Annotated in this window: 11 protein-coding genes; 7 read left to right on the forward strand and 4 right to left on the reverse strand. The window is 43.2% G+C overall.

What is annotated here, in order from left to right:
• From N5P32_RS14585 to N5P32_RS14615, 7 genes are all read left to right on the forward strand, one after another.
• Window positions 1–279, forward strand: a 279-nt coding sequence (locus tag N5P32_RS14585; RefSeq protein ID WP_409371112.1) for a dihydrodipicolinate synthase family protein, incomplete at its 5' end; no start/stop codon positions are given.
• Between the two features lie 52 nt (window positions 280–331).
• Window positions 332–1,834: an aldehyde dehydrogenase gene (locus N5P32_RS14590; protein ID WP_265729760.1), complete on the forward strand. Its 1,503-nt coding sequence runs from the start codon at window positions 332–334 to the stop codon at window positions 1,832–1,834.
• A 92-nt stretch (window positions 1,835–1,926) separates the two neighbouring features.
• The gene (locus N5P32_RS14595; protein WP_265729761.1) at window positions 1,927–3,282 is read left to right on the forward strand and encodes an NAD(P)/FAD-dependent oxidoreductase; all 1,356 of its coding nucleotides are present in this window, start codon (window positions 1,927–1,929) and stop codon (window positions 3,280–3,282) included.
• A 265-nt stretch (window positions 3,283–3,547) separates the two neighbouring features.
• The gene (gene dctP / locus N5P32_RS14600; RefSeq protein ID WP_265729762.1) at window positions 3,548–4,585 is read left to right on the forward strand and encodes a TRAP transporter substrate-binding protein DctP; all 1,038 of its coding nucleotides are present in this window, start codon (window positions 3,548–3,550) and stop codon (window positions 4,583–4,585) included.
• 89 nt (window positions 4,586–4,674) lie between these two features.
• Window positions 4,675–5,178, forward strand: a complete 504-nt coding sequence (locus tag N5P32_RS14605) for a TRAP transporter small permease (RefSeq protein WP_265729763.1) — start codon at window positions 4,675–4,677, stop codon at window positions 5,176–5,178.
• An 18-nt stretch (window positions 5,179–5,196) separates the two neighbouring features.
• Window positions 5,197–6,492, forward strand: coding sequence for a TRAP transporter large permease (locus tag N5P32_RS14610; RefSeq protein ID WP_265729764.1), 1,296 nt, complete (start codon window positions 5,197–5,199; stop codon window positions 6,490–6,492).
• A gap of 247 nt (window positions 6,493–6,739) precedes the next feature.
• A complete protein-coding gene (locus N5P32_RS14615; RefSeq protein WP_265729765.1) occupies window positions 6,740–8,044 on the forward strand; it encodes an OmpP1/FadL family transporter in 1,305 nt (434 codons plus the stop codon).
• 76 nt (window positions 8,045–8,120) lie between these two features.
• On the opposite strand, the gene N5P32_RS14620 is transcribed toward N5P32_RS14615, so the two are convergent.
• From N5P32_RS14620 to N5P32_RS14635, 4 genes are all read right to left on the reverse strand, one after another.
• Window positions 8,121–10,370 (reverse strand): GGDEF domain-containing phosphodiesterase, encoded by a 2,250-nt coding sequence (locus N5P32_RS14620; protein ID WP_265729840.1) that lies wholly within the window; start codon window positions 10,368–10,370, stop codon window positions 8,121–8,123.
• 111 nt (window positions 10,371–10,481) lie between these two features.
• The gene (locus N5P32_RS14625; RefSeq protein ID WP_265729766.1) at window positions 10,482–11,588 is read right to left on the reverse strand and encodes a DUF1513 domain-containing protein; all 1,107 of its coding nucleotides are present in this window, start codon (window positions 11,586–11,588) and stop codon (window positions 10,482–10,484) included.
• 2 nt (window positions 11,589–11,590) lie between these two features.
• A complete protein-coding gene (locus N5P32_RS14630; RefSeq protein WP_265729767.1) occupies window positions 11,591–12,649 on the reverse strand; it encodes an imelysin family protein in 1,059 nt (352 codons plus the stop codon).
• Entirely contained in the window at window positions 12,650–13,858 is a 1,209-nt protein-coding gene (locus tag N5P32_RS14635; RefSeq protein WP_265729768.1) for a di-heme oxidoreductase family protein, read from the reverse strand.
• Window positions 13,859–13,977: the final 119 nt, after the last annotated feature.

Below are 13,977 nucleotides of genomic sequence, written 5' to 3' on the forward strand. Positions count from 1 at the left end.
AACTTTTTACCGAAAGAGCATATCGCGCTTTACAACGCATGTGTCATTGAAAATGATTTTAATAAAGGCCGTAAAATCATGACTGCAATGATGCCGCTTATGAGTGTTTTGGAACAAGGCGGTAAGTTTATTCAAAGTGTTAAGCATGGCGTGACTTTTGATGGTCGCAATGCTGGTGTGGTTCGTTCGCCATTGATGGGACTTGAGCAAGATGAGAAAGAGGCTCTTGAGCACGTTATTGTTCATTTGAAAAAAGAGATCTCTGAAATCATCGCCTAGCGCTTTCACCGCGTTTTTTGGCATACAAAACATAAAAAAGTAGGAAAGGAACATGTCAGATTTTTTAACAACATCAGAATATCAAAACATTGCCCAAAATTTGGTACTGCCCACTAGTAGCTTTATTAACGGTAAATCTTATCAAGCGCTGAGTGGGGAAACATTTACATCCACTAATCCAGCCACAGGCGATGCGTTGGCTAATATCACCGCCTGCCAATCGGTTGATGTAGATTATGCTGTCGCTTCAGCTAAAAATGCTTTTGCTTCAGGGGTTTGGAGTGAAATTCATCCAAATGAGCGCAAAGGAATTTTATTAGCTTTTTGCGACTTGGTTGAGAAAAATAAACACGAACTTGCGGTAATGGAGAGTTTAGATTCAGGTAAGCCTATCTGTGATTGTGAATCCATTGATATACCTGAGTTTGTGCATACAGTGCGTTGGCATGCTGAGTTGATTGATAAGATTTATGATCAAACCGCTCCTGTTGGTTCCGGCGCAATGTCGATGGTTGTTCGTGAAGCCGTTGGTGTTGTGGGCGCCGTTCTTCCATGGAACTTTCCATTGCTGATGTTGGCGTGGAAAATTGCCCCTGCTTTGGCCGCCGGATGTTCTATGGTGGTGAAACCCGCGAAACAAACGTCATTGACTGCGATCAGAATTGCTGAACTAGCCTCCGAAGCAGGCTTTCCTGCGGGGGTTTTAAACGTGATCACGGGTGGCGGTGTCGCAGTCGGGGAGTCCATTGGACGACATATGGATGTGGATATGGTGACCTTTACAGGCTCTACCATAACAGGACGTCGCTTTTTACAGTATTCCGCTGAATCCAATTTGAAAAAAATGGTTTTGGAGTTGGGTGGTAAAAATCCATGTGTCGTACTCGATGACGCAGAAGATCTTGATTACGTTGCGGAGCAAGTTTGTGCTGCTGCCTTTTGGAATATGGGTGAAAACTGTTCTGCTGGGTCTCGTTTAATTGTTCAAGAAGGAATCAAAGATGCATTACTTGAACGCATCAAAACGTATTCTGCTGATTGGCGTTTAGGGGATCCTCTTAACCCTGAAAACAACCTTGGCCCTATGATTGATCAAGGCCATTTTAATAAAGTAAGTGAATATTTGGCGCTGGGTAAAGAAGAAGGTTATGACACTGTTATTGGTGGCAATGCCATCGATGGTCGATATATAGAGCCTACTATTTTTGCGGGCGTTAAGAACAGTGATCGTATGGCGCAAGAAGAAATTTTTGGCCCCATTCTTTCTGTGATTACCGTGGCTAGCTTTGAAGAAGCAATGGCGGTGGCAAATGATACTGAATATGGTCTGGCAGCGTCAGTTTTCACGGCCAATTCCAAGCGTGCTATCAAAGCGGCTCGTATGATTAAGGCTGGAACGGTTACGGTGAACTGTTTTGGCGAAGGTGATATTTCGACGCCATTTGGTGGGTACAAACTTTCTGGATTTGGTGGTCGAGATAATTCGATTCATGCACATGATCAATACACCGAACTGAAAACTATTTGGATTGATTTGAACGATCACTCCAATTAGAGCATTGCCCACGGGCGTCCAATTCAGTGACGCCTGGTTTATGTCGGCCGTGCCTTGGTGCGGCTTATGGCTTTTGTGATGTGGTACTCATTATGGTCAAAACAATAAAGACAAAGCGTCTACCTAAAGATCCTGGTCCTGCAGGGTGGAATGAAATCTACAAGGATAAATCTTCATTCCCTGCTTTGGATACGGATATCGAAGTCGATTGGGTGATTGTGGGTGGTGGTTTTGCGGGGCTAGGTGCGGCAAAACGATTATTGCAGTTATTGGGAAGTAAAGAGCGTATAGCGGTGATTGAAGCGCGGGGCATCGCTCAAGGCCCAGCCGGACGCAATAGCGGTTTTATGTTGGACCTTCCGCATGAGCTGAATTCTGATACCTATGCGGGTTCTAAAGAACAAGATCTTCGCCAGATTCGTTTGAATCGAGAGGCGATTACAATGGCAGAGAGCATCGCTCAGCAATATGGTATGGACAAAGCGTTATTCAGTCGTTCGGGCAAGATTACGGCTTCCGCCACTGACCGAGGCTATCGCAGTATTGAAACCTATGCGAGACATTTAACGGCGTTAGGGGAACCCTATGAATTATTAGGGGCAGATGATCTGCATTCCTTGTTGGGTACAGAGTTTTATCGTAAAGGTTTGAGGACGGCCAGAACGGCAATGATTCAGCCTGCTGGTTATATTCATTCGGCGTATAAAGGTTTGGTTTCTGAGGGAGTTCAGGTTTACGAATGTTCGCCGGTTGTTGAAATGACGCTTAATGACGATGTGCATACATTGATCTGTGCGAATGGGGTTGTGAGGGCTAAAAATGTGATTATGGCCGTAAATGGTCACATCCAATCTTTCGGTTTTTTCAAGCAGTCTTTATTGCATATTTTTACCTATTCATCGATGACGAGAGCACTCAAAAATCACGAATTAAAAGCGTTAGGTGGAATCGAAAACTGGGGCGTGTTACCTGCTGATCCTATGGGGAGCACAATTCGTAAAATATCAGATCATGCTGGATCTGGGCATCGTATTGTGGTGCGGAACCACGCGACGTTGAATCAATCAATGGAAGCATCAGAAGGGAATTTAAAAGACGCAGCAAGGTTACAAGACCGGTCATTTGCACGGCGTTTCCCGATGCTGAAAGGGGTAGATATGGAATACCGCTGGGGAGGACGCTTGTGTTTGACTTACAACTCTGTTCCGGCTTTTGGCGAGATAGAAAATAGGGTCTGGTCGGCCTGTTGTCAGAATGGACTGGGTACAGTGAAAGGCATGTTGTCTGGCATGATGGCGGTTGACAAAGCGGTACTCGGAGACACCGAATTACTGAATGAGTTTCTAATTTATCAAGCGCCTAAGCGTCTGCCTCCTGAGCCTTTTCTGTCGGTGGGAGCGAACGCTACGCTCAAGTGGAAAGAGTGGCTTTCTGGCATTGAGTTGTAATGACATGATGTGAGGCTAGGTCGATGCACCTTCTGGTGCTTGTACTCATTTTGAATGGGCTTTTAGCCGTTACATATTGTGACGGCTTTTTTTTGTCTAAATAGGAGGAGTGTGACGTTATCGATGACGTCAAGTTATGGTTTGATGGCCGAATATATTATTGGACGCATCAGGAGCGCAAACCATATTCTGTAAATCCAGAATAAGTTTAACAAGAAAGCGTGAAGGTAATATTTCAACGCTTAAAATAAAGGAACTGGACACTATGAATAATGCACTAAATGTAGGTTTGAAATATGCAAAACTGATTGCCATAACCTCCACATTGGCTGTAAGCGCGATGGGGTCGGCTTATGCGAGTAATGATACTCATAAATTTAATTTGGCCTTAGAGTCTGGTGATAGAGACTCAGCTTCTGGTAAATCTATGCAAATGTGGGCCGATTTGATTAGTGAAAAATCTGACGGCCGAATGAAAGTAAATATTTTCTATCAAGGCGAGTTGGGTGGTCAGCAAGAATTGTTTGATCAGCTAGTAAAAGGCAACATCGATATGATGTTAACTTGGCCTCAAACATCTTACGACGAACGATTAGGCGTTAATTATATTCCATACCTCACATTAGGTTGGGATGACGCATTGAAAGCCTACGGTGAAGGTGGTTGGTTAAAAGCCATTTTTGGTCCGTTATATAAAGACATTGGCCTTAAGTATTTTGGGCCTTATCCAGAGGGGTTTGGTGGGGTTGCTACAAAAGGTAAATACGCAACCAATTATGATCAGGCGGTAGAGCAAGGGCTAAAAGTCCGTTCTGCTCCCGTTTTTCCTCTTCCTCAAACCATTCAAGCGATGGGCTTTCAAGCCGTTCCTATTGACTGGAGTGAAGTATACACATCCATTCAAACTGGGGTCGTGGATGGTGATTCTAGTAATGTTATTTACTGGGATTATGAGTACTTCCGTGATCAATTAGATTACTACGTACACACCAAGCATAACTTTTCATCTTATGCCATGTTAATGAACGATGAAACATGGGAAGAGCTGGATGCATTTGATAAAGCCATTATCGAAAACGCGGCAGATGAAGTGATTAACAAGCAATTTGTTGACGCTAAACTGGAAGACGAGAAGTGGATCAAAAAGGCAAAAGAAGCTGGCATGCAGTATATAGAGCCGAGCACTGATGAGATGCGTGTATGGGTGAAAAAGGTGCGTGCGGAAGTTTGGCCTATCGCAGAAGAGTCTCTCGGTAAGGACATCATGAACAAAATTCGCGCTAATGCCTCTGTCCCTCAGTAATTTAGTGTAACGAATCCTGTTCTCGCGTTAAGGCAACTAAGCAGTAAACCCTGCTTAGTTGCCTCCTACCTGCTGTATCCGAGGTTTTTATGCTTTCTCTAAACCGCCTTATTGAGGTGATTGATAAGTTAATCACTCTGGTAGTCACACCTATCGTTGTGAGTTTAAGTTTTGCTGTTGCTTTCATGCTGGCTTGGGGTGTCTTTAGCCGATCAATATTAGATACCCCTGTATTTGGGCTGGAAGAGCTCGTGCTGATTTCGGCTATGTGGTTGTATTTAATGGGGGCTGTATTGGCAGCCAAAGATCGCTCTCATCTTACTGCTGATTTTGTATCCGTCTTGTTTAAGAACAAAAAGATGATTGCAGGAATGAGTATCTTAGCAACCGTTATATCGTTTGTTATGGCGTTGTATTTTGTGTCATGGAGTTACGAGCTGTTAGCCTGGTCTGTTAAAAAGTCTCAAATTACGCCGGTGTTTAAGCTTCCTTGGTATCTTTCACAAAGTAGTTTGTTTGTTGGTAGCGTTGCGCTGGTGTTTTATCTTGTTCGTGACTTTATCAAAGATTTTCAGAAATTTATTAACGTTTAATGACGATTGGGGAAAATTATGGGCGCTCTATTAGCCATCGCCGCGGTAATTGTATTAATGATGATCGGCGTTCCGGTTGTTTATTCGTTTGCTGCCATGACACTAGTTTTATCTATTGTTTATGACGTTGATGTTTCATCTTTGATGACAACCGGTTTTTGGTCTGTTAACTCTATTATTTTGTTAGCGTTACCGTTATTTGTTATGACGGGTTACTTGATGCAGGCGGGAGGCATGGCTTCTCGTTTGGTGCATTTTGTTGAGTCGTTGGTCGGTAAGTCCAGAACCGGAATGGGGTCTTCCATGGTGGTGGCGTGCGGTGTATTCGGTGCGATTTCTGGAACGGCTTCTGCTGCTGTCGCTTCCATTGGGACCATCATGATTGATCCAATGGAAAAACATGGCTACAAACGAGAATACACCAGTGCGTTATTAGGGATTTCGTCTTTGCTGGGGTTATTGATTCCTCCAAGTCTAACGATGATTCTTTATGCAGTTGTCACACGTCAATCGGTTGCTGCGTGCTTTTTGGCGACGATTGGCCCCGGTATTTTGCTGATTATCATGCTGTGCTTTTTGAACTGGATAAAAATGCGCAATGCGCCAGGTGAGACGATAAAACTAACCTTTAAACAACGCACGGATCTCATTAATAAGAGTTTTTGGAAGGCCATACCCGCCTTAATGCTACCAGTTATCATTTTAGGGGGGATTTATGGCGGGGTTTTCACCCCGACGGAAGCGGCGGCTATTGCCGTTGTGTATGCCATTCCTGTCGGCTTGTTTGTGTATCGCGAACTAAGCTTCAAAGCATTGGTGCAGTGTTTGGTTGGTGCTGCTGCAACAACCGGTGTGATTATGGTTATTTTACTGTTTTCCTTTGTTTCGAGCCGCATCTTGACGTTTGAGCGTGTTCCACAAGAGCTGACAGAGTTCTTAATGGACATGTTCCAGAACAAATTAGTGATCTTGTTGATCGTGAATGTTTTTTTGATATTGCTCGGTATGATTATGGATGACGTCAGTGTGGTGGCGATAATTAGCCCCTTACTACTTCCTGTGATGGTTAGTATTGGTGTTGACCCGATACAGTTCGCAGCCATTGTTGGCACGAGTGTTGTGATTGGCTGCAACAGCCCTCCGATGGCGCCGATTTTATTCATGACTTGTCGAATTGGTAAGGTGGGGATGAGTCAGGTTATGAAACCGGCTTTGTTCTTTATGTTTTTTGCAGCTTTACCTGTGATGTTGGTAACAACCTATTGGTCGCCTTTAGCGCTGTATTTACCAAGGTTATTTGGCTACATACAGTAGGGCAGTCATTAAATGGCGTTTTGATGGGTGAGTAAACCGGTGGTTTGCGTTGCCATCATTTTAGGATGAACATCTCGTTGTGGAGGTGTTCATCCTTTTTTATTTTGATGCAATGATTTACAAATATGGTATTGCGTAAGACATACTTACTGGTAATATCAGGTTATGTGCTTCTATACTTGAGGCGTATAATTGATATAACGTATAAAAAACATAAGTCCCAATAAAAATAACAATGGAGCCTATTATGACCACACCTTCAAAATCCTTATTTAAAGTAAGCCTTGTCGCGGTTTCCGTGGCGGCGGCGTCGTCAGCTTATTCGGCTGGTTTTGCTTTAAATGACCACAGTGCGACCGCGTCTGGTAAAGCGTTAGCGGGCGTAGCCGCATCAAACGAAGACATCTCAGCGAGCTTTTGGAACCCTGCTTTATTTGTGAATGCGAAAGAAACGACCGTCTATGTATCGGGTGCTTATGTCATGCCGAGCATGGATGTAACAGTAAATTCTGCATCTGATGCTGCGACTAATTCATTAGGTTCAGATACAAACAATGATTCGGTTGATAGCACTTTGGTTCCCTCTATATATTTTGCTAAGCCTATATCAGATAAGACAGTAGTGGGTATGTCACTAAATGTACCATTTGGTTTGTCCGGTGATTATGGTGATGAATGGTCTGGACGCTTTCATGCGACCGAAACTGGCATCCAAGATATAGCATTAAGTTTCGCATTGGCTCATCGATTAAATAATTGGGTTTCTATAGGTGCCAGTGTGCAGCTTCATCAGGCGGACGTAGTTCTTGGTTCTCAGGTGGGTGTAGCAAGTGCATCATCAACTGAAGGTAATGGCTATATTGAAGCTGATGCTACTGGTTATGGTTATAGTTTTGGTATCGCACTAGAACCAAGAGAAGGAACTCGTATTGGCTTAGGCTATCGAAGTGAAGTGGACTTTGACTTTAAAGGCGACGTTAAATATACCAATGTAGCGGTTATTAATGGAAGTTCAACCTTAACTCCCGGGTATGATTTAATAAATACAAGTGTGAGTGATTCTATAACGTTTCCTTCAGTGTTAACTTTAAGTGTTGAGCAAGACTTAACGTCTAAGTTGGTTATAGGTTTTACTGCTATAAGAACAGGTTGGGGGGCTATGGATGAGCTTCGAATTGATTTTGATAGTGATCAGCCAGATTCGGTACTTACTTTCGGCTTTGAAGATCAGTGGATGTATTCTGCGGGCTTAACCTACGCTTATTCAGACAAGTTAACGTTACGCACGGGTGTGGCAATGGATAATTCCCCTGTTACCGATGAATATCGTTCAGCACGCACACCAGACGGTGACCGTAAATGGATTTCGGTTGGTGCAACCTATGACTTTAATGACATGACTTCAGCGACATTCGCGTTTACTCATGTGATGATCGAAGATGTATCAGTCAGTCGTGATGGGACTGGAGAGGATGCTTCTCGTGGTAAGCTAGATGCCGATTACGAATCATCAGCCAATGTTGTTTCTCTTGCAATGAATATGGCGTTTTAAGCTTCATCACTGTTAATGGTCTGACCAATCCTGATAAAAAGCCAGAGTTCATAATGAACTCTGGCTTTTTTGTGTCTTAATACACCATGCGCAGCTCTTTGGCTTTCGCGTTGTCTTTTGCAGTCCAGTCGGTAAGTGGGGAAGGTTTACCAAAATAATAGCCTTGCAGTGTTTGGCAGCCTAAAGCAGTAAGAAGGTTGGCTTGTTCTTTAGTTTCGATGCCTTCTGCGATGACTTTCATGCCAAGAGAGTCGGCTAACTGTATGGTGGATTTTACTATGTCTATATGTCGTTGGTCTTCTGGTAGGGGGGACACAAAGCGACGATCAATTTTTAGGATGTTAGCTGGAATGTCGATTAACTGTCCGAGGGAGGCTTGACCGGTACCAAAATCGTCAATAGCAATAGAGTAACCATATTGAGACAAGCTTCTTAAGCGTTTGTGTATCAGTGGGTGAGTCATTACAGGGCTTGTTTCTGTTATTTCTAACTCAAGCATGCTTGCTAGCCATGGGTTGTCAGCAATTAATGACATTAACAATGCAAAGAACGCGTCATTCATTAATTCTTGGCCGGCTAAATTAAAGGCAATTGGGGTGTAGATATGCTCTTCGTGCCAGACTGTGAGCGTTGCCACAAGCTCTCTTACTAAGTTTTCAGCCAATAGAGGCAGTAAGCCGAGTTTTTCTGCGATTTTAATAAAACTGGTAGGAGGAACAAATGTGCCATTATTTTGCCATCTTGCTAACGCTTCGAAAGAGCAAATTTGGCCATTGGGTGACACCTGAGGCTGAAGCCAAATCTTGATCTCTTTATTTTTAATGGCTGAGCTGAGTTTTAGCCCTAACTTATGTTCTTCGATAAGTTTATTTTCAAGGCTATGATTGTAGTATGAAAAACGGTCAGTGCTGGTTGAATACTCTAATGCCATTTCACAGTGTTCAAGCAGTTCTTCGGCCGATTTCCCATCGGTATGGTAGTAGGCGATGCCGACCTGATAATCCATGTTTAATCGACTGCCATCTACGGTTACTTGGCTAGGAAGTACAGAGCGAATAAGCGTCGATAAATTTTTCTGGATTAGGTAAGTCTGACCCAATGGTACGAAACAGGCAAATTTAACCCCGCGTAAACGGCCAATAATGGCTTGTTCAGAAAGTTTCTTCTGGAGTGTTTTCGAAAAATTTAGAATCACTTTGTTGGCGCTGTCTTTTCCGTATTGCTTATTAAGCAATTTGAACTGACTGATGCGAATAATAAACATTGCGCCCGTTAAGTGCTGATCTTGCTCTGCTATACGTTGATTTATCTGACAACAAAAGTGCCTATGATTTGGCAAAAGGGTCAAAAGATCTAAGCGTGCGAGTCGATTATTGGTTTCTTGTGTGCTTTCGAGCTCTTGCTGGATGGCGTGTAACTGCGTGTTGTTTTGTAGGTGAAGCGCATAATGACCATGTTGATTAAGAGCGACTCTACGAATTTGTATGTGTACCTCTGCTCGCTGTTTTAATGTGCATTCCGCTAAGTTAGATTGCCAAAATAAGCCTTTCGTATCGTTGGCGGGAGTAAGCCAATCTACGATTCTGCTGTCTGTAAAATTGTGCTGCCCAGAATCGGTCAATAAGTCACGTGCCAATTGGTTGGCCTTTAAAATTTTGCCACGCTGATCACACAATAACGTTGGTGTGCCTGTGTTTTCAAAAAACTCTTCATACATGGCGTAGTTATTGTTGAGCTTCTTATACAGTAGCTTCATGTGAGAGGCGTTGTTTTCGAGTGTCTGAATGATTTTGGAGACCGCCAGCGGCAGCCCTATGTTTAACGTCACAAAGGTCAGTAGCTGAAAGTAAAAAGAGGACGTGTCTATTTGACCAAAGTCGGAGCTATTTATTGCCATCAGACAAAATGGAAAGATGTTAATGGCCATGGCCGCTAGTGATGCTTTAAAGCTGAATAGCAGACGAGTAATCAGTGGCAATGAATACAAAGAAACCAGTGCGTACTTTTCTGCGTACGGTTCATTGCTCAGGGTGAGTAGCAGAAAACTGGTTGTAACAAGAGCGGTAAGAAACAAGACGGCAGAAACTTTTGTATGGCGGTGACTTAATGCTAACAAGCCCACTAACAAGACAAGGTAAACGCTATTGGCGCCAAGCAGAACAAGATCACTCTGTGTAAGCAGAGAATGTAGCTCTGATATGGCAAAAATACTGATGGTAAGCGCGAGTAAGATTCGTAAGGCGCTTTGTTGAAATGTCTTTTCGTCTTCTCCAAACGAAGAATGAGAATCTACAAAAAAATATTTTTTAAGGAAATCAATAAACATCAATTAACTTCATTATAAGAAAAAAGAAGCCGCAGTTATTTGCGGCTCGTAATAAACATTACCTAAAAAGCTTTAGGTTGACTACGTTAGATTTTCATTTAGTTGAAAAATTCACGTGGTTATTTGTCGCAAATGGTTATCCCAGTGTAGATTTGTTTGATTTTTGATCGTGGTGGTTGTGTTTTGCACAGGGTTGCTTCTAAGTTGAGTACCTGTGCCACTGGTAAGTAAAAACTCATGCGACTCAGTCGTTGCAACTACTCCACACACATCACGACAGTTTTCAACGCCTATAAAGGTCTTTGAATTGACATGCCAGTATGCAACCAAGCCTCCTTTTGGTGTGCTGATAGCAAGGATTTCTCCTGATTTATCAAAGCAAACGCTGCCGCAATATTGTTTAAAACGCACTCTCACTTGTTCAGGAATTGGAAGATATTCCAACTCATTTTGTCCATAACGAGATAACGCAACAAGGGGTACTTGATCCCATATTTCACCTTGATATTGAAAACCAAGAGCTACGATGCCCTGTTGATTAACATCAAGGTGACGAATACTTAATTGATGTAAGTCTTCGCTGTTAGCCGCTTGATGTAAGACCCTCCCGTCATTTATATCTAAGTACGTCACGTTAGGTTTCATTGTGTCCAAGTTTAAAATTTTTCGATCTTCGTTGGGGTGAGTCTTTAGGCCACCGTTAGCAATAATCAATGTATTTTTATTAAACAAAACCGATTCGTGAGGGCCAATACCATTGCTGCTAAAAGAATGCAGTATTTTTCCGCTAGGCCATTCGCGAATGAAGATTTTACCCTGCCCTGAAGGGTAGTGGTTTTCTTGAGTGATAAGCCGATCACCTGTGTCGGTAAACACAGCGTGCCCATAAAAATGATGGTCCTTCGCGGGTTCTATACGCAAGACTGTTTGATGTGTTGAAACGTCAAAAAAGTCCATAAAGAAACCAGGTCGTCTTGCGACTATTCCTACAATACTTTGACTAGGGTGCACAACGGGGGCATGCGCACGTGCTGGAAGTTGGGTATTCCAGATCACGCTGCCAGTTTCATCAAATAAACCAAAGTAGTGTTCTTGTTTGTTAGTCGAATACGCAGAAGCATAGAGTTGAGTGCCGTTTTTTTGCAGTGTTATCGATGCCCACGATGGCACAGTGAGTGCTGCGCCGGTTAGCGTGAGAAAAGACCGTCTTGATAGCATGATTAGTCCCCATCTCTGCTGTTGAATCCAATTTGGAAGCCAAGTTGGGTGACCATGCTGGCCAAGTAGGATTGGCTGTTCGAAATGGATTTAACCAAAGGCTTTGCTAGGGTAATCCTATTTTCTTGTGTGTAGTTTGTGTGGAAAAAATCGCTTGGTAATTGCAATGCCAACTTTATATTCTGTGACAATTGCTCATCAAACTGCGTAGCCAATTCTGGATTGTTTTGTTTTGCTATGTCATACAGGGATGGCGAACCTGCATGATACATTCGTCGGTAAGTTTGAAGGTTCTTTTGAATGGATCGAAGTGATAAATCGCTTCGATAAAATTCAGCAAGCTTTAAGTTTTCTCGACTATTGTAACCAATCGGTGTTTCTAATTTGGAGTCTTTTACCGCGGACATGTGTTCTATCCACTGCTGCAAAAATAGCTCTAATGCGACTTTCTCTGGATCAAAGCCAGTTCCTTCTTCATCAAAGACCCAATCTTGGGCGGTTCCTTGTTTCCATTGCTCTGATACAGCATTAGCGCTTTCAAGGTGGTGCGCGGTGACTTTTTCTAAAAGGTGACAATGGTCTGCAGAATGCACTGGCTCAAAGTCTGGGTGGTAAAGTAGGCTTTCGATGGCGGTTAGTCCTCGAACTGCAATACTGGCAGAAGTCCAAAACTTTTTGGCTTCCATGACGGCATGATCACCTTGAACTAATGCTCTTAACTGTCGTTGAGTCACGCCTTTTTTATCAGGCCAGTATTCAAATGCGTAATAGCGCATGAAATAGGTGACAGGACCAAAGTTTAACCATTGCACTTGTTGCCAGTCTAAGGCGTTTGCTTGGAAAGCATCTTGTGCCGATTTTAGTGTTTTTTCGGAAGGGGCAGAGCAAAGCGCATGCGTGCTTTGCTGTAATGTTTTAGAGGACTCAGAGTATGATTCGTAACCCTGCTTAACAACATTATTCACCATACCATCAAGAGGGCCAGCCCATTGGCCGGCAGAAGCAAATAAAGGGGCCGTGGCGCTAATTGCCAAAGCCATCAGTTTAGGTGCATATTTCATTTAAAGTGACTCCAAAAAAAAGATGAGTTTTTGTCTGTTCTCGCGTGTTAATGCTTTGAAATGTCGTTGACTTGAGGTTGCCTCGCCGCCATGCCATAAAATGGCTTCTTCTATGTTTCTTGCTCGGCCATCGTGCAAAAAGCCTGAGCGACCAGAGATCTGTTCCGATAACCCTAATCCCCACAATGAGGCGGTTCTCCACTCACTGGGTGAAGCCGAAAAACTGGGGAAGCCACTGGCGAGTTCAGGCCCCATATCGTGCAAAAGTAGATCGGTAAAGGGATAAAATGTACGGTTATTTAATGCCTTCAAAGGGGAGTCATTTCCCGTCTTCATTTTTGGTGTATGACATCCAGCGCAGCCAGCCGCATCGAACACGCGTTTGCCTTCCAGAAATGCTGTCGTCTTAAGATTCCGCATGGCTGGTGGCGATGATAATGACACAAATAGATCGACCAATCTCATTTGTTGTTCATCCACTTCTAAATTATCTAAGTGCGAACTATTACCATTCGGGCTATTTAAACAATCACGTTGGCGGGAAGTGCAGTCCCCCGAAGCGGTTGGGTTAAGAGGAGTGGACAAGCCAAGATCTGTATGAAATGCGGACTGGTTCTGTTGATCCACCGTTTCAACAGACGCTTTATAGCCGAAGCGTCCAATAACGGTTTGTTCTTCGTCTAACCAATTTACACGTCCACTAATGCCATCATTGTTGCTGTCATTGGGGTCGGCATTCGCCAGAATTGATTTATCCGGAATGCTGTCTAATAGCCCCATACCAACGAGAGCTGGCGAAGCAAGCATGGTAAATCCAGTGCTTTCTTCAAAGTTACCATAATGCAAAGTGCGCCAGTGAAGTTGGGGTTTGCGCAATTCTATCTTGGTTCCGTCGCTTAACACTTCAGTATGTGTTTGATAGGTCAGATAGTAATCGCCTTCTGGTGAAATTCCCGTTGTGCTTTGGCTTTGAAACTGATGGCCATATGTTTTATCGCCAATATGGGGATAAACATGGTTGGAAGGCGTATTTTGATTTGGGTACGACTTTCCTAAACGAATCAGAAAAGAGGGAACGCTAATGCCATTTATATTGGCTTCTGGCGCATGGCCTCGCCCGTTGTTGATGTGGCAGTTATTACAAGAGCGGGTATTAAATAGCGGGCCTAATCCATCACTGGCAGTAGTTGAAGAGGAGATGGAACCCAAAATTTTTTGAAAACATTTTCACCAATATAAAACTCAAATTTTTCGTTGTTAGATAGATTGCTAAGTGGTGTCGAAAAATCACTGGCGAAGACTGTATTCTGAAAACAAAAAAAGCTGGC

The organism is Marinomonas pontica (assembly GCF_026191375.1).
GTDB lineage: Bacteria > Pseudomonadota > Gammaproteobacteria > Pseudomonadales > Marinomonadaceae > Marinomonas > Marinomonas pontica.